The sequence below is a fragment of the Pseudomonas sp. MS01C9 genome, assembly GCF_058202755.1.
Genome location: NZ_CM177073.1, coordinates 70,378 through 83,531 on the forward strand (window position 1 = coordinate 70,378; position 13,154 = coordinate 83,531).

Sequence of the window (13,154 nt, forward strand, 5' to 3'; positions counted from 1 at the left end):
CGGTAAATCCCGCGGATATCTACGGGCCAAGCCCTGGCCCTGTACGAATAATCTTGATACCAGTGCAGGTTGCATCGAAAACCGCCTCGCAATGCGCATGTACTCCAGTACACTGCGACGCAGGCCCAACACGAGGATGCCAGCCGATGAAGCCCGCCCCCCAAGATGACGCCCCGCACTTCTGGCGTGACGCGGCGCTGCCTTTCATCGAAGCCCGGGCCATCGCCGACGGACGCAAGGTCTGTTATTCGCGTCATTCCCACGATCATTTCTCCATCGGGGCGATTACCGCCGGGTGCAGCACCTATCTTCACGAACAGTCGGCCTTGCGGGTGGAAAGCGGCACGGTGGTGCTGATGAACCCCGGCGACGTCCATGCCTGCAACCCGATCGACGATCAACCCTGGTCCTATGTGATGCTCTACGTCGATACCCAGTGGCTGAGGGACTTGCAACAGCGTATCGGCTTTGACCAAACCACGGATTTCCAGGGTTTCGCCACCACCCATAGCCGCGATGCCGAGCTGTTCGCCGCTTTGCAGGCGCTATATGGGCTGCTGGTGGATGAACGGATCGACATCCGGCACAAACAGGCCGCCGCCGAGGCGTTCTTCACCGACCTGCAACAGCGCCTCAACCCGGCGGGTCGTCCGGACCGGGGCAGCCATCCGGGCCTGATGCGGGCGGCGCAATTCATCCACGATCACTGCACCGAAGCCCTGAGACTGGAAGACATCTGCAGCGCCGCGCAGCTTTCGCCGTCCTACCTGAGCCGGGCCTTCAAGCGCCATTACGGGATGACGCCCCATGCATTCCTGGTCAATCGCCGGATCCAGTTCGCCCGCCGCCAACTGCGCGAAGGCCGGCTGATCGCCGATGTGGCGCTGGACAGCGGGTTCGCCGACCAGGCGCATTTCCAGCGAGCCTTCAAGCAGCACCTGGCGGCGACACCCGGCCAGTATCGCGGCTGACGGCCAGGCCGGTTCAAGGCAGCAGCAGGTACACCGCGCTGGCCACCAGCAGCGCCGCCATCGACCGATTGAACAGACGCATGGCGGCCGGGTTGCCCAGCCAGGCCCGCAGGAAACTGCCGGCATAGGCCCAGCAACCCACCGAAACGTAGCAGATCACCAGGTAGATGGCTGCGAACTGCCACACCAGCCGCGCTTCGCCATCGGCCACGAAGGCACCCATGCCCGCCACGCAGGCCAGCCAGGCCTTGGGATTGAGCCATTGCATCAACGCGCCATGGAACATCGAGGGCGCACGCCCCTCCTGCGCTGCGCCGAGCTCTCCATCATCCATCGCCAGCTTCCAGGCCATGAACAACAGAAATCCCACGCCCCCCAGCTGAACCACCCGCGTAAGGCCGGGCCAGCGCTGCAACACTTCGTGCAATCCCAGGCCCATCAGCACCAGCAGCAACACGAACCCCAGGGTGGCACCGGCCACATGGCGCAAGGTGGCCCGAAACCCATAACGGGCCCCGGAACTGAGGGCCACGATATTGACCGGCCCCGGCGTAATGGAAGCCACCAGGGCAAAAGCCGCCATGGAAATAATCAGATTCATCGCATACCTTCTTCATGTCTGTGGGGTGGCGACCAGGGTAAATGCCGCGTTGGGCGGGGTATTGAACAAAACTGCCCAAGTGCGACGCGGCCAGCCGCCAGCCTTGGAACAGGCCCATCACTGTTGATTTTTTACGCAAACTTTACGCCGAACCTCTACGGAGAAATCGATACTCGGCGGCTCACTCAACCGGGCGCGCGCCATGTCTTTTGCGGTACTGCGGTTCATTGGTTTCATCCTCGGCATTTTCCTGATCACCCTGGCCGCCAGCATGGTGATCCCGCTCCTGACGCTGATGTGGTATGAGCGAAACGATGACCTGTCGGCCTTCCTGTGGTCGAGCCTGATCACCTTTGTCTGCGGCATTGCCCTGGTGGCCCGTGGCCGCCCGGCCCATACGCAGATACGCCCCAGGGACATGTACCTGCTCACCACCGCCAGTTGGGTCGTTGTCTGCGCGTTCGCCGCCCTGCCCATGGTGCTCATCCAGCACATCAGCTACACCGACGCCTTTTTCGAGACGATGTCGGGCATCACGACCACTGGCTCGACCATCCTGACCGGCCTCGACAATGCGTCCCCGGGCCTGCTGGTCTGGCGTTCGATGCTGCACTGGCTCGGCGGCATCGGCTTTATCGGCATGGCCGTGGCGATCCTGCCGCTGCTGCGGGTCGGCGGCATGCGTCTGTTCCAGACCGAGTCGTCGGACTGGTCGGAAAAAGTCACGCCGCGCTCCCACGTCGCGGCGAACTACATCCTGTGGATCTACACCGGATTGACTGCCCTGGCGGCCCTGGCCTTGTGGGGAGCCGGCATGACGCCCTTCGAAGCGATCAATCATGCGATGTCGCTGATTTCCACGGGCGGGTTTTCCACCTCGGATTCTTCCCTGGCTCATTGGCCTCAACCGGCCGTCCATTGGGTCTCGGTCGTCGTGATGATGGCCGGCTCCTTGCCCTTTACCCTCTACGTGGCCACGTTGCGCGGCCACAGGCGAGCATTGCTCAAGGACCAGCAAGTCAGGGGATTCGTCGGTTTCCTGGTCATTACCTGGCTGCTGGTCGGCACCTGGCTGAGCCTGAACAGCGATCATTCGTGGTGGGATGCGGTGCGTATCGTGGCGGTCAACGTGACTTCAGTGGTCACCACCACAGGCGTTGCGCTGGGCGACTACACCCTCTGGGGCAGTTTTGCCCTGTTGCTGTTCTTCTACCTGACCTTCGTCGGCGGTTGTTCGGGCTCAACGGCCGGCGGGTTGAAGATCTTTCGCTTCCAGGTGGCCGGGGCCTTGCTGATGGGCAGCCTGAAACAGCTGATCCACCCACGGGCGGTGATCCAGAAAAAGTACAACGACCATCCCATCGACGAAGAGATCGTCCGCTCGCTGCTGACCTTCTCGTTTTTCTTCACCATCACCATCAGTGGCATCGCCCTGGGCCTGGCGCTGATCGGCCTGGACTGGACAACGGCCTTGACCGGCGCAGCCACTGCCGTGTGCAACGTGGGACCGGGACTGGGGCCGATCATCGGGCCGGTGGGCAATTTCTCGACGTTGCCGGACGCGGCCAAATGGCTCTTGACCCTGGGCATGCTGCTGGGCCGACTGGAGATCCTGACCGTCCTGGTACTGTTCACGCCCGTGTTCTGGAAGTACTGAACGCTTCGTTTGCTGCTGGGTAACCGACCAATAAAAAACCGCGACACCTCGATAGAGGCGCCGCGGCTTTTCATTGGCGATCAGCGATCGTTCTTGATCGAAGAGCTGGTCGCGTTGGTCAGGCCTTTGGTGTTGTGGGTGCCAGGGGTGGTGGCGGAGATTGCCGAGGCCTTGGTCAGGCCACGGGTGTCACGATCCTGCGCGACGCTCGAGGTCACCGAAGCGTGTGTCTTGCCGGCACGGTCGGTGCGGGTGGTACCGGTGTGATTGCCGCTCAGGCCATGGTCACGGGTACGGGTGGCCTTGCCGGCATGGTCGCTGCTCAAGCCGAAACCATGGCCGCTGGAGTCGCCGGACTTGCCATTGCCCTTGCCGCCGGCATGACCGCCGCCATTGCCGGCCCCATTGCCTCCTCCGTTGCCGCCGCCATTACCTCCCCCGTTACCGCCGCCACCGCCACCACCATTGCCGCCACCTGCGGCATAACTGGCGCCAATGGGCGACAGATCCGCTGGCAGCAAGGCCGAAGCACCCAGCATCAGGGTGCAGACCGCAACGGCGATAAGGGATTTATTATGTTTGGACATGATGTCTCCGAAAGACAAAATCAACGGTTGAGCCTTTAAGACTCAAAGGTTCATTTTTTGTTCGCGCAAATCCGACCGGCGACCGGAAATTCACTGTCGATTTTTCGGTGGAGCCGACCCGGGCGCGGATCTATGCTCAGCCCCATGAACCGACAAGACTCGCTGCTCCCACCCCACGCCGAGATGGTCCGCGCCATGCTCGAACGAGACACCGCCTACGAGGGGGTGTTCTTCACGGCCGTCAAGACCACCGGCATTTTCTGTCGCCCCGCTTGCACGGCGCGCAAGCCGAAGCCGGAGAACGTGGAATTCTTCGCCCATGCCGACGAAGCCATGTCCGCCGGCTACCGCGCCTGCCTGCGCTGCAAGCCGCTGGACGCCGCCGCCATCGCACCGGACTGGATCCAGGGCCTGCTCAAGGCCGTGGACGCCGAACCCGACCTGCGCTGGACCGACGCCCTGCTGTTGGAGCGTGGCATCGAGCCGCTGAAGCTCCGGCGCTGGTTCAAGCAGCATTTCGGCATGACCTTCCACGCCTACCTGCGCACCCGACGCCTGGGCATGGCGCTGGGAGGCATAAAGGAGGGAGCCTCCATCGACAATGCCGCGTTCGATTCAGGCTACGAGTCCCTGAGCGGATTTCGCGATGCCTTCGTCAAGTCTTTCCACATCACACCAGGTCGCGCCGCCCTCAGCGAACCGCTGCTGTTCACCCGCCTGACCACGCCATTGGGTCCCATGCTGGCCATGGCCGAACGACGCGGCCTGGTGCTGCTGGAATTTCTCGACCGCCCGGCCCTGACCCGGGAAATCGAAGAGCTGCAACAGCGCTACGGCTATACCGTCGCGCCGGGGCACAACCCGCACCTGCGGCAGATCGAAACCGAACTGGCCGACTATTTCGCCGGCAAGCTCACCACCTTCACTGTCACACTGCACATGCCCGGCAGTGCTTTCGCTGTACGGGTCTGGGCCGCGTTGCAAGACATCCCCTATGGCGAAACCCGCAGCTATGGCACCATCGCCGCCCGGCTCGGCAGCCCTGGCGCCAGCCGCGCCGTGGGCCTGGCGAACGGACAGAATCGCCTGGCCATTGTCATTCCCTGCCATCGGGTGATCGGTGCGGACGGCTCGCTGACCGGCTATGGTGGCGGGCAGCCACGCAAGGCCTTTCTGCTGCGGCTGGAACAAGCCGCGGTACAGGTCTCGTTGCCCCTGGCCTTCTGATCAGCCCGAACAGTGAACAGCCGATGCCCGTGCCCTACCACGAAGCCAGCGCCTTTCTGGCAAACCTCGACGAAGACTGGCGACAGCACGTCGAAACGGTGGGCCCCTGCCTGCTGCAACCCAAGCCGGCTCGCGATCCTTACGAGGCGCTGATGCGAGCCATCGCCTACCAGCAGCTGCACGCCAAGGCCGGCGATGCCATTCTCGGCCGGTTGCTGGCCCTGTTTCCGACGCAGGCCTTCCCTCGTCCCGAACAGATCCTGGCCACCGACTTCGAACGGCTGCGGGCCTGCGGTTTTTCCGCCGGCAAGATCGCCACCCTCCAGGGCATCGCCCAAGCGGCGCTGGACGGCGTGGTACCGGATTACCCGACGGCATTGGCCATGGACGATGAAAACCTGATCGAGCGCCTGGTCACGCTGCGCGGCGTCGGCCGCTGGACCGTGGAGATGCTGCTGATCTACAGCCTGGAGCGGCCGGACATCCTGCCAGCCGACGACTTTGGCGTTCGCGAGGGGTATCGGCGGATGAAAGGACTGGAGCGACAACCCGGTCGTCGGCAGATGATCGACATCGGCCTGGCCTGGAGCCCGTATCGGACCGTGGCGGCATGGTACTTGTGGCGAGTGCCCGGCCGCGGGAGCGCCTGATGCTTTTTCCCACCCCGTCCGCTCACGCCCGGGACTGCCGGCCACTGCAAAGGGAGGCCTGCTGGCGAAAGCGTTCGAACGTCCAGCCTCGATCGGCTGTCAAAAACCCCGACGTCTCAAGCCAGCCGACGGAGGTCCCCATGCAGCTCGAAGGTTCCTGCCACTGCGGCGCGGTGTCATTCAGCCTGACCTGCGCCCACCCCTACCCTTACCAGCGCTGCTATTGCTCGATCTGCCGCAAGACCCAGGGCGGCGGTGGCTTTGCCATCAACCTGGGCGGCGACGCGCAAAGTCTCAAGGTGCGTGGCCGCCAGCACATCACGATCTACCATGCACGACTCAAGGAAGAAGGCGACAAGCGCGCCCACCGCAGCAGTGCCGAACGGCATTTCTGCTCCCTGTGCGGCTCGGGGCTGTGGTTGTTCAGCCCCGAATGGCCGGAACTGATCCATCCCTTCGCCTCGGCCATCGACACCCCGCTGCCGGTCCCGCCGGAGCACACTCATCTGATGCTGGGGTCCAGGGCGCCTTGGGTGGAAGTCGAAGCGCATCCGGGCGACCAGCGGTTCGATGTCTACCCCGAGGAATCGATTGCCCAGTGGCATGAACGCCTGGGCCTGACCGATGGCTGATGGTGTGCAGGGGCTGCGTCTATAGCGTCGGCACACCACTGTGGAAGCGCAATTCCACGTCCGGCGATTCGATCAGTTCCCGCTCCGCCTCACGCACCCTGTCGATCACCCGGGCAACGTCATCGGCATCACCGTACTGGTAGGCCAGCTTCAGGTAGCCCTGGAAATGCCGGGCCTCGCTTTTCAGCAGGCCGAAATAGAACTTGCCCAGTTCCTCGTCCAGATGCGGAACCAGGGCCTCGAAACGCTCGCAGCTGCGGGCTTCGATGAAGGCACCGACCACCAGGGTGTCCACCAGCTTGACCGGCTCGTGGCTGCGCACCACCTTGCGCAGCCCCGAGGCATAGCGCCCGGCGGAGAGCTGGCGCAGGCCGACCTTGCGCTTCTTCATCAGGCGCATGACCTGCTCGTGGTGCACCAACTCTTCCCGGGCCAGGCGCGACATCATGTTGATCAGGTCGACATGGGAATGGTACTTGGCGATCAGGCTCAGGGCGGTACTGGCGGCCTTGAACTCACAATTCTTGTGATCGATCAGCAAGGTTTCCTGATCCGCCAGCGCGGCCTGGACCCAGGCATCGGGCGTGCGGCAGCCGAGGAATTCATGAATGTCGGGAAGGGTCATGGGGCTCACGGAAAAAAGGTAGACCAGCAAAGGGCGCCGATTATACCGGCCTGCTCCCAGACCACCAGCCATTGCCGTTGATATGCATCAAGTCCACGACTGACCGGCAACAACTATAGTTGAGCAACACCCTGCCTTTTCATTGCTGGAGACGCCGATCATGCAAGCCATTCGCAGCATTCTGGTGGTCATCGACCCCGAACACTCGGAAAGCCTGGCGCTCAAGCGCGCCAAGCTGATCGCCGGAGTGACCCAGGCCCACCTGCATCTGCTGGTCTGCGATAAAAAGCATGACCACGGCGGCATGCTCAGCGTGCTCAAGGCCGGCCTGGCAGCCGATGGCTACAGCGTCACCACGGAACAGGCCTGGAACGAGAGCCTTCACGAGACCATCATCGATGTGCAACAGGCCGAAGGTTGCGGCCTGGTCATCAAGCAGCACTTTGCCGACAGCCCGCTGAAAAAAGCCCTGCTCACCCCGGCGGACTGGAAACTGCTGCGCCACTGCCCGACCCCGGTACTGCTGGTGAAAACCGCAGGTTCCTGGAAGGACAGAGTGATCCTGGCCGCCGTCGACGTGGGCAATGCCGACGAGGAACATCGGCACCTGCACAACACCATCATCGATCATGGCTATGACATTGCACTCCTGGCCAAGGCGCACCTTCACGTGATCAGCGCCCATCCCACCCCGATGCTGTCGTCCGCCGACCCGACGTTCCAGCTCAAGGAAACCATCGAAGCCCGTTATCGCGAACAATGCCGGGCATTCCAGGCCGAATTCGATATCGACGATCAGCACCTGCACATCGAAGAGGGCCCGGCGGACGTCCTGATCCCTTACATGGCACGCCGGCTCGAAGCTGCCGTGACGGTGATCGGCACCGTGGCGCGCTCGGGATTGTCAGGGGTCCTGATCGGCAACACCGCCGAAGCGGTGCTCGACACGCTGGAAAGCGATGTGCTGGTGCTCAAGCCCCAGGAGGTGGAGGATCACCTGGTGGAGCTGGCGGTCAAGGAATGAATAGCTGTGGTGAGGGGATTTATCCCCTCGCCACAGCTCCCTGGCCAAATGCTTTTTTTCACAAATGGGGGATCAACCGCCCATTGCATCCTTGAGGAAACCCGGCGCGATGTAGCGCTGGTAGTGGGCTTCGGACAGCAGGAAGAATTCCCGATCGATGGCATCGCGCAAGTCGGGCAGTTCCCAGTCGCGAAACTCCGGCAACAGCACCATGCCGTAGGCTTCCAGGTTGTTGATCACCCGCGCGCCCCGGGCGATCAGTTGATAAGCCCAGCAGTACTCCGACTGCTGCGGCACGAAGCGGATCTGCCGTGTCACCAGTTGCTGGCGCAGCAGCTCGGGGTCGAAGACCTCCAGCTTGGCCACCATCACCTGCACCAGCAGCTTTTCCAACCGCAGCCACACCGCCCGTTTCTCATCCTCGTTATAGCCGTTCCAGTGGATCACTTCATGGTGGAACCGCTTGCAGCCACGGCACACCAGGTCACCGTAGACAGTGGAGCAGAGGCCGACGCAGGGGGTCTTGATGAGCTGGTTGGGCATAGGACACGCACACGCAAAAGCAGGACAGGCCGGCATGTTAGCCCTTTGTCTAAGATTGATCACCCCTTCAAACTTGCTGGCCCAACTTACCTTTAATCTTTTTTTCCCGTAGAATCAGCCAGCCTTTTAAGGCGCCAAATGTCCGTTAGAAGCTGTTTTCAAAGCGTCACGAGCACAGTCGTTCCTTCAGAACGGTGTTGGCGAAGGGTCTTTCCAGCGGGGAAAGCCCGACGCCAACCCTCATCAGCTCCCCGTTCTGCAGGCGTAAAACTTTGAAAGCAGCTTCTGTGAGGAACCCCGGTAACGCTGGCGTGGTGGCTCAAAAAGCCTCCGACGCGCATGCGTACCGCGGGCTCCTGGATGAGCGTCCCGGACACCCATTTGGGACCACTGATGAGGGTAATACTGTGCTTGAAGCCTACCGCAAACATATCGAAGAGCGCGCAGCACTGGGTATCGTTCCCCAGCCGCTTAACGCCGAACAAACCGCAGGCCTGGTCGAGCTGCTGAAGAATCCCCCGGCTGGCGAAGAAGCTTTCCTCGTTGACCTGATCACCAATCGCGTTCCACCAGGAGTCGACGAAGCCGCCTACGTCAAGGCCGGCTTCCTGTCCGCCCTGGCCAAGGGCCAGGCCCAATCCCCCCTGCTGGACAAGAAACGTGCCGTCGAACTGCTCGGCACCATGCAGGGTGGCTACAACATCGTGACCCTGGTAGAGCTGCTGGACGACGCCGAACTGGCCCCGGTAGCCGCCGAAGAGCTCAAGCACACCCTGCTGATGTTCGACGCCTTCCACGACGTGGCTGAAAAAGCCCGCAATGGCAACGTCCACGCCAAGGCCGTCCTGCAATCCTGGGCCGACGGCGAGTGGTTCAAGAAGCGTCCCGTACTGGCCGACAAGATCAGCCTGCGGGTCTTCAAGGTCACCGGCGAGACCAACACCGACGACCTGTCCCCTGCCCCTGATGCCTGGTCCCGCCCGGACATCCCGCTGCACGCCCTGGCCATGCTGAAAATGGCCCGCGACGGCATCGTGCCCGACGAGCAAGGCAAGACCGGCCCGATGAAGCAGATCGAGGAAATGCGCAACGGCGGCTTCCCGATCGCCTACGTTGGCGACGTGGTCGGTACCGGTTCGTCGCGTAAGTCGGCGACCAACTCGGTCCTGTGGTTCTTCGGCGACGATATCCCGTACGTGCCGAACAAGCGTGCCGGCGGTTTCTGCTTCGGCAGCAAGATCGCCCCGATCTTCTACAACACCATGGAAGACGCCGGCGCCCTGCCGATCGAATTCGACGTGTCCAACATGAACATGGGCGACGTGATCGACCTGTACCCTCATGCTGGCAAGGTCTGCAAGCACGGCACCGATGAAGTCCTGACCACCTTCGAAATGAAGACTCCGGTCCTGCTGGACGAAGTCCGCGCCGGTGGCCGCATCCCGCTGATCATCGGCCGCGGCCTGACCGAGAAGGCCCGCGCCGAACTCGGCCTGCCACCTTCGGACCTGTTCAAGAAGCCTGAAGCACCGGCCGAAAGCACCAAGGGCTACACCCTGGCGCAGAAAATGGTCGGCAAGGCCTGCGGCGTGAAGGGCGTTCGCCCTGGCACCTACTGCGAGCCGAAGATGACCACCGTCGGTTCCCAGGACACCACTGGCCCGATGACCCGTGACGAGCTCAAAGACCTGGCTTGCCTGGGCTTTTCCGCCGACCTGGTCATGCAGTCGTTCTGCCACACCGCGGCCTATCCAAAGCCGATCGACGTCACCACCCACCACACCCTGCCTGACTTCATCATGACCCGTGGCGGCGTGTCCCTGCGTCCAGGCGACGGCATCATCCACAGCTGGCTGAACCGCATGCTGCTGCCGGACACCGTCGGCACCGGTGGCGACTCCCACACCCGCTTCCCGATCGGCATCTCCTTCCCGGCCGGTTCCGGCCTGGTAGCCTTCGCTGCCGCCACCGGCGTCATGCCGCTGGACATGCCGGAGTCGATCCTGGTTCGCTTCAAGGGCAAGCTGCAGCCAGGCGTCACCCTGCGTGACCTGGTTCATGCCATCCCTTACTACGCGATCCAGAAAGGCCTGCTGACCGTCGAGAAGAAAGGCAAGAAGAACGCCTTCTCCGGCCGTATCCTGGAGATCGAAGGCCTGGAAACCCTGACCGTCGAGCAAGCCTTCGAACTGTCCGACGCTTCGGCAGAACGTTCGGCAGCCGGTTGCACCATCAAGCTGTCCAAGGAATCCATCGCCGAATACCTGAAGTCGAACATCACCCTGCTGCGCTGGATGATCGGCGAAGGCTACGGCGATGCCCGCACCCTGGAGCGTCGTGCCCAGGCGATGGAAGCCTGGCTGGCCAACCCGGAACTGCTGGAAGCCGACAAGGACGCCGAGTACGCCGAAGTCATCGAGATCGACCTGGCCGAGATCAAGGAGCCTGTGCTCTGCGCGCCGAACGACCCGGACGACGCCCGCCTGCTCTCCAGCGTCGCTGGCGAGAAGATCGACGAAGTCTTCATCGGTTCGTGCATGACCAACATCGGCCACTTCCGCGCGGCCGGCAAGCTGCTGGATCAGGTCAAGGGCCAGCTGCCGACCCGTCTGTGGCTGTCGCCGCCGACCAAGATGGACGCTCACCAGCTCACCGAGGAAGGCTACTACGGCATCTACGGCAAGGCCGGTGCACGCATGGAAATGCCAGGCTGCTCGCTGTGCATGGGTAACCAGGCACGCGTCGAGCCGAACTCCACCGTGGTGTCCACCTCGACCCGTAACTTCCCGAACCGTCTGGGTGACGGCGCGAATGTCTACCTGGCTTCGGCCGAGCTGGCATCCGTGGCATCCATCCTGGGTCGCCTGCCGACCGTCGAGGAGTACATGGAATACGCCGGCAAGATCGACAGCATGGCGGCGGACGTATACCGCTACCTGAGCTTCGACCAGATCGCCGAGTTCCGTGAAGCGGCTGCAAACGCCAACATCCCGGTCGTTCAAGCCTAAGGCTTCAACGCTCGACTAAAACGCCGCCCTTCTTGCGAGGGGCGGCGTTTTTTTATGCCTGTAATTTCGATGCAACCTGAACTGACGCCATCGCGAGCAGGCTCGCTCCCACGGGGAATCCAGTCAGGATGTCAGGGAATAGACCAGCGCGGTAATTGCCACGACCCCTACCAGCGTCACGAACACATTGGACGCCTGGCCGCGGTAACGGGCCATGGCCGGGACCTTTTGGATGGCGTACATCGGCATCAGGAACAGGATCGCCGCAATTACCGGGCCGCCCAGGGTTTCGATCATGCCCAGGATGCTCGGGTTGAGCGTGGCGACGATCCAGCACACCACCAGCATGAACATCGCCGTCAGGCGATCCAGGGTCTTGGGCGCCGGACGGCGGCCGCTCTTGACGATCAGGCCCTTGAGCCCCTCGCTGGCACCGATGTAATGCCCCAGGAACGATTTGGAAATCGCCACGAACGCGATCAACGGCGCGGCGAAGGCAATGGTCCGATTGCTGAAGTGATTGGCCAGGTACGACAGGATCGACAGATTCTGCGCCTTGGCTTCGGCCAGTTGCGCCGGCGACAGGGTCAGCACGCAACTGAATACAAAGAACAGCACCATCACCACCATCAGCACATGGGCGCGAGACAGGATCTGCGAGCTGCGCGCCTGGGCGTTCACACCGTAGCGACGCTTCTGGTCCACCGCAAACGCCGAGATGATCGGCGAGTGGTTGAACGAGAACACCATCACCGGGATCGCCAGCCACAGCGTGTGCAGCAAAGCCGACGGCTCGGGCAACGTGGACGCCGTGGTCAGGATGCCACCGTTCCAGTGGGGGATCAGGAACACTGCCAAAAACAGCAACGCAACGATGAAGGGATAGACCATCAGGCTCATGGCCTTGACGATGGCCTGCTCGCCACACCGCACCACCGCCAGCAGGCCCAGGATCAACACCAGGGACAACACCGCCCGCGGCGGCGGCTGGATGTGCAGCTGGTGCTCCAGGAAACTGCCCACCGTATTGGTCAGCGCCACACTGTAGATCAGCAGGATCGGGAAGATCGCAAAGAAGTACAGCAAGGTGATCAGCGCGCCCGCCTTGATCCCGAAGTGCTCTTCCACCACCTCGGTGATATCCGCGCCGTCTCGACCGGACAACACGAAACGGGTCAGGCCCCGGTGCGCATAGAACGTCATGGGGAACGCCAGCAATGCCAGGATCAGCAGTGGCCAGAAACCGCCCAGTCCGGCATTGATGGGGAGGAACAGAGTGCCTGCTCCGATGGCGGTGCCAAACAGGCCCAGCATCCAGGTGGTGTCGTGGCGACTCCATTGACTGAGGGTGGCTGGGGCTGTCGCTTCAAAGCGCTCTTCGACGCTATTGGCCTGATCATTCATCCGGTCGGATCTCCGCTGTCCGGTCACGTGCACCCGGCCAGGACGAGTCGGAAAAGCCCGACAGGCAGCGCCCTGGCCGAAACAGGGGCGCGATTGTCCGGGATTAGCGAGCAGAAGCAAAGACTTAGCTGAGGAGCGGTGGTGCGGATCAGCACATGGGTTGTGGGTAATGCCCGTGAGCAGGCTGGCGGCCCTATCGCCGCATTGCGCCAGCTCCTACACTCA

General features: G+C 62.6%; 12 protein-coding genes. 7 read left to right on the plus strand and 5 right to left on the minus strand.

What is annotated here, in order from left to right:
- The first annotated feature begins 146 nt into the window (after positions 1 to 146).
- Positions 147 to 971, plus strand: coding sequence for a helix-turn-helix transcriptional regulator (locus tag AC1M7R_RS00315; protein WP_072458998.1), 825 nt, complete (start codon positions 147 to 149; stop codon positions 969 to 971).
- Between the two features lie 13 nt (positions 972 to 984).
- On the opposite strand, the gene AC1M7R_RS00320 is transcribed toward AC1M7R_RS00315, so the two are convergent.
- Positions 985 to 1,572 carry a LysE family translocator gene (locus tag AC1M7R_RS00320; protein ID WP_072396404.1) on the minus strand — a complete coding sequence of 196 codons (588 nt, stop codon included), beginning with the start codon at positions 1,570 to 1,572 and terminating at the stop codon, positions 985 to 987.
- A 202-nt stretch (positions 1,573 to 1,774) separates the two neighbouring features.
- On the opposite strand from AC1M7R_RS00320, the gene AC1M7R_RS00325 reads away from it, so the two are divergent.
- Positions 1,775 to 3,229: a TrkH family potassium uptake protein gene (locus AC1M7R_RS00325; RefSeq protein ID WP_490610141.1), complete on the plus strand. Its 1,455-nt coding sequence runs from the start codon at positions 1,775 to 1,777 to the stop codon at positions 3,227 to 3,229.
- An 80-nt stretch (positions 3,230 to 3,309) separates the two neighbouring features.
- Here AC1M7R_RS00325 and AC1M7R_RS00330 read toward each other — a convergent pair whose 3' ends face one another.
- Positions 3,310 to 3,816 carry a hypothetical protein gene (locus AC1M7R_RS00330; RefSeq protein WP_072431480.1) on the minus strand — a complete coding sequence of 169 codons (507 nt, stop codon included), beginning with the start codon at positions 3,814 to 3,816 and terminating at the stop codon, positions 3,310 to 3,312.
- Between the two features lie 144 nt (positions 3,817 to 3,960).
- On the opposite strand from AC1M7R_RS00330, the gene AC1M7R_RS00335 reads away from it, so the two are divergent.
- The 3 genes from AC1M7R_RS00335 (at position 3,961) to AC1M7R_RS00345 (ending at position 6,325) form a co-directional block, all read left to right on the plus strand.
- Complete coding sequence (locus tag AC1M7R_RS00335; RefSeq protein ID WP_072431479.1) at positions 3,961 to 5,043, plus strand: bifunctional transcriptional activator/DNA repair enzyme AdaA; 1,083 nt, start codon at positions 3,961 to 3,963, stop codon at positions 5,041 to 5,043.
- Between the two features lie 23 nt (positions 5,044 to 5,066).
- Entirely contained in the window at positions 5,067 to 5,693 is a 627-nt protein-coding gene (locus AC1M7R_RS00340; protein ID WP_072396395.1) for a DNA-3-methyladenine glycosylase family protein, read from the plus strand.
- Between the two features lie 140 nt (positions 5,694 to 5,833).
- Positions 5,834 to 6,325 carry a GFA family protein gene (locus AC1M7R_RS00345; RefSeq protein ID WP_072396393.1) on the plus strand — a complete coding sequence of 164 codons (492 nt, stop codon included), beginning with the start codon at positions 5,834 to 5,836 and terminating at the stop codon, positions 6,323 to 6,325.
- A 19-nt stretch (positions 6,326 to 6,344) separates the two neighbouring features.
- On the opposite strand, the gene AC1M7R_RS00350 is transcribed toward AC1M7R_RS00345, so the two are convergent.
- Positions 6,345 to 6,950 carry a MiaE family protein gene (locus AC1M7R_RS00350; RefSeq protein ID WP_072396382.1) on the minus strand — a complete coding sequence of 202 codons (606 nt, stop codon included), beginning with the start codon at positions 6,948 to 6,950 and terminating at the stop codon, positions 6,345 to 6,347.
- A gap of 160 nt (positions 6,951 to 7,110) precedes the next feature.
- Here AC1M7R_RS00350 and AC1M7R_RS00355 point away from each other — a divergent pair, with 160 nt between their 5' ends.
- Entirely contained in the window at positions 7,111 to 7,974 is an 864-nt protein-coding gene (locus tag AC1M7R_RS00355) for a universal stress protein (RefSeq protein WP_072396371.1), read from the plus strand.
- A gap of 72 nt (positions 7,975 to 8,046) precedes the next feature.
- Here the strand turns inward: AC1M7R_RS00355 and AC1M7R_RS00360 are convergent, their stop codons facing one another.
- Positions 8,047 to 8,517, minus strand: coding sequence for a DUF1289 domain-containing protein (locus tag AC1M7R_RS00360; protein WP_072396369.1), 471 nt, complete (start codon positions 8,515 to 8,517; stop codon positions 8,047 to 8,049).
- Positions 8,518 to 8,924: 407 nt separating this feature from the next.
- Between AC1M7R_RS00360 and acnB the strand changes: the two genes are divergently transcribed.
- A complete protein-coding gene (acnB, locus tag AC1M7R_RS00365; protein WP_072396367.1) occupies positions 8,925 to 11,525 on the plus strand; it encodes a bifunctional aconitate hydratase 2/2-methylisocitrate dehydratase in 2,601 nt (866 codons plus the stop codon).
- Positions 11,526 to 11,648: 123 nt separating this feature from the next.
- Here acnB and AC1M7R_RS00370 read toward each other — a convergent pair whose 3' ends face one another.
- Positions 11,649 to 12,929, minus strand: a complete 1,281-nt coding sequence (locus AC1M7R_RS00370) for a serine/threonine transporter (protein WP_072396365.1) — start codon at positions 12,927 to 12,929, stop codon at positions 11,649 to 11,651.
- Between the last annotated feature and the right edge of the window lie 225 nt (positions 12,930 to 13,154).

Bases quoted from the DNA above. Each gene is read 5' to 3' on its own strand.
- AC1M7R_RS00315 (WP_072458998.1), top strand. From the start codon at position 147: ATGAAGCCCGCCCCCCAAGATGACGCCCCGCACTTCTGGCGTGACGCG.
- AC1M7R_RS00320 (WP_072396404.1), bottom strand. From the start codon at position 1,572: ATGAATCTGATTATTTCCATGGCGGCTTTTGCCCTGGTGGCTTCCATT.
- AC1M7R_RS00325 (WP_490610141.1), top strand. From the start codon at position 1,775: ATGTCTTTTGCGGTACTGCGGTTCATTGGTTTCATCCTCGGCATTTTC.
- AC1M7R_RS00330 (WP_072431480.1), bottom strand. From the start codon at position 3,816: ATGTCCAAACATAATAAATCCCTTATCGCCGTTGCGGTCTGCACCCTG.
- AC1M7R_RS00335 (WP_072431479.1), top strand. From the start codon at position 3,961: ATGAACCGACAAGACTCGCTGCTCCCACCCCACGCCGAGATGGTCCGC.
- AC1M7R_RS00340 (WP_072396395.1), top strand. From the start codon at position 5,067: ATGCCCGTGCCCTACCACGAAGCCAGCGCCTTTCTGGCAAACCTCGAC.
- AC1M7R_RS00345 (WP_072396393.1), top strand. From the start codon at position 5,834: ATGCAGCTCGAAGGTTCCTGCCACTGCGGCGCGGTGTCATTCAGCCTG.
- AC1M7R_RS00350 (WP_072396382.1), bottom strand. From the start codon at position 6,950: ATGACCCTTCCCGACATTCATGAATTCCTCGGCTGCCGCACGCCCGAT.
- AC1M7R_RS00355 (WP_072396371.1), top strand. From the start codon at position 7,111: ATGCAAGCCATTCGCAGCATTCTGGTGGTCATCGACCCCGAACACTCG.
- AC1M7R_RS00360 (WP_072396369.1), bottom strand. From the start codon at position 8,517: ATGCCCAACCAGCTCATCAAGACCCCCTGCGTCGGCCTCTGCTCCACT.
- AC1M7R_RS00370 (WP_072396365.1), bottom strand. From the start codon at position 12,929: ATGAATGATCAGGCCAATAGCGTCGAAGAGCGCTTTGAAGCGACAGCC.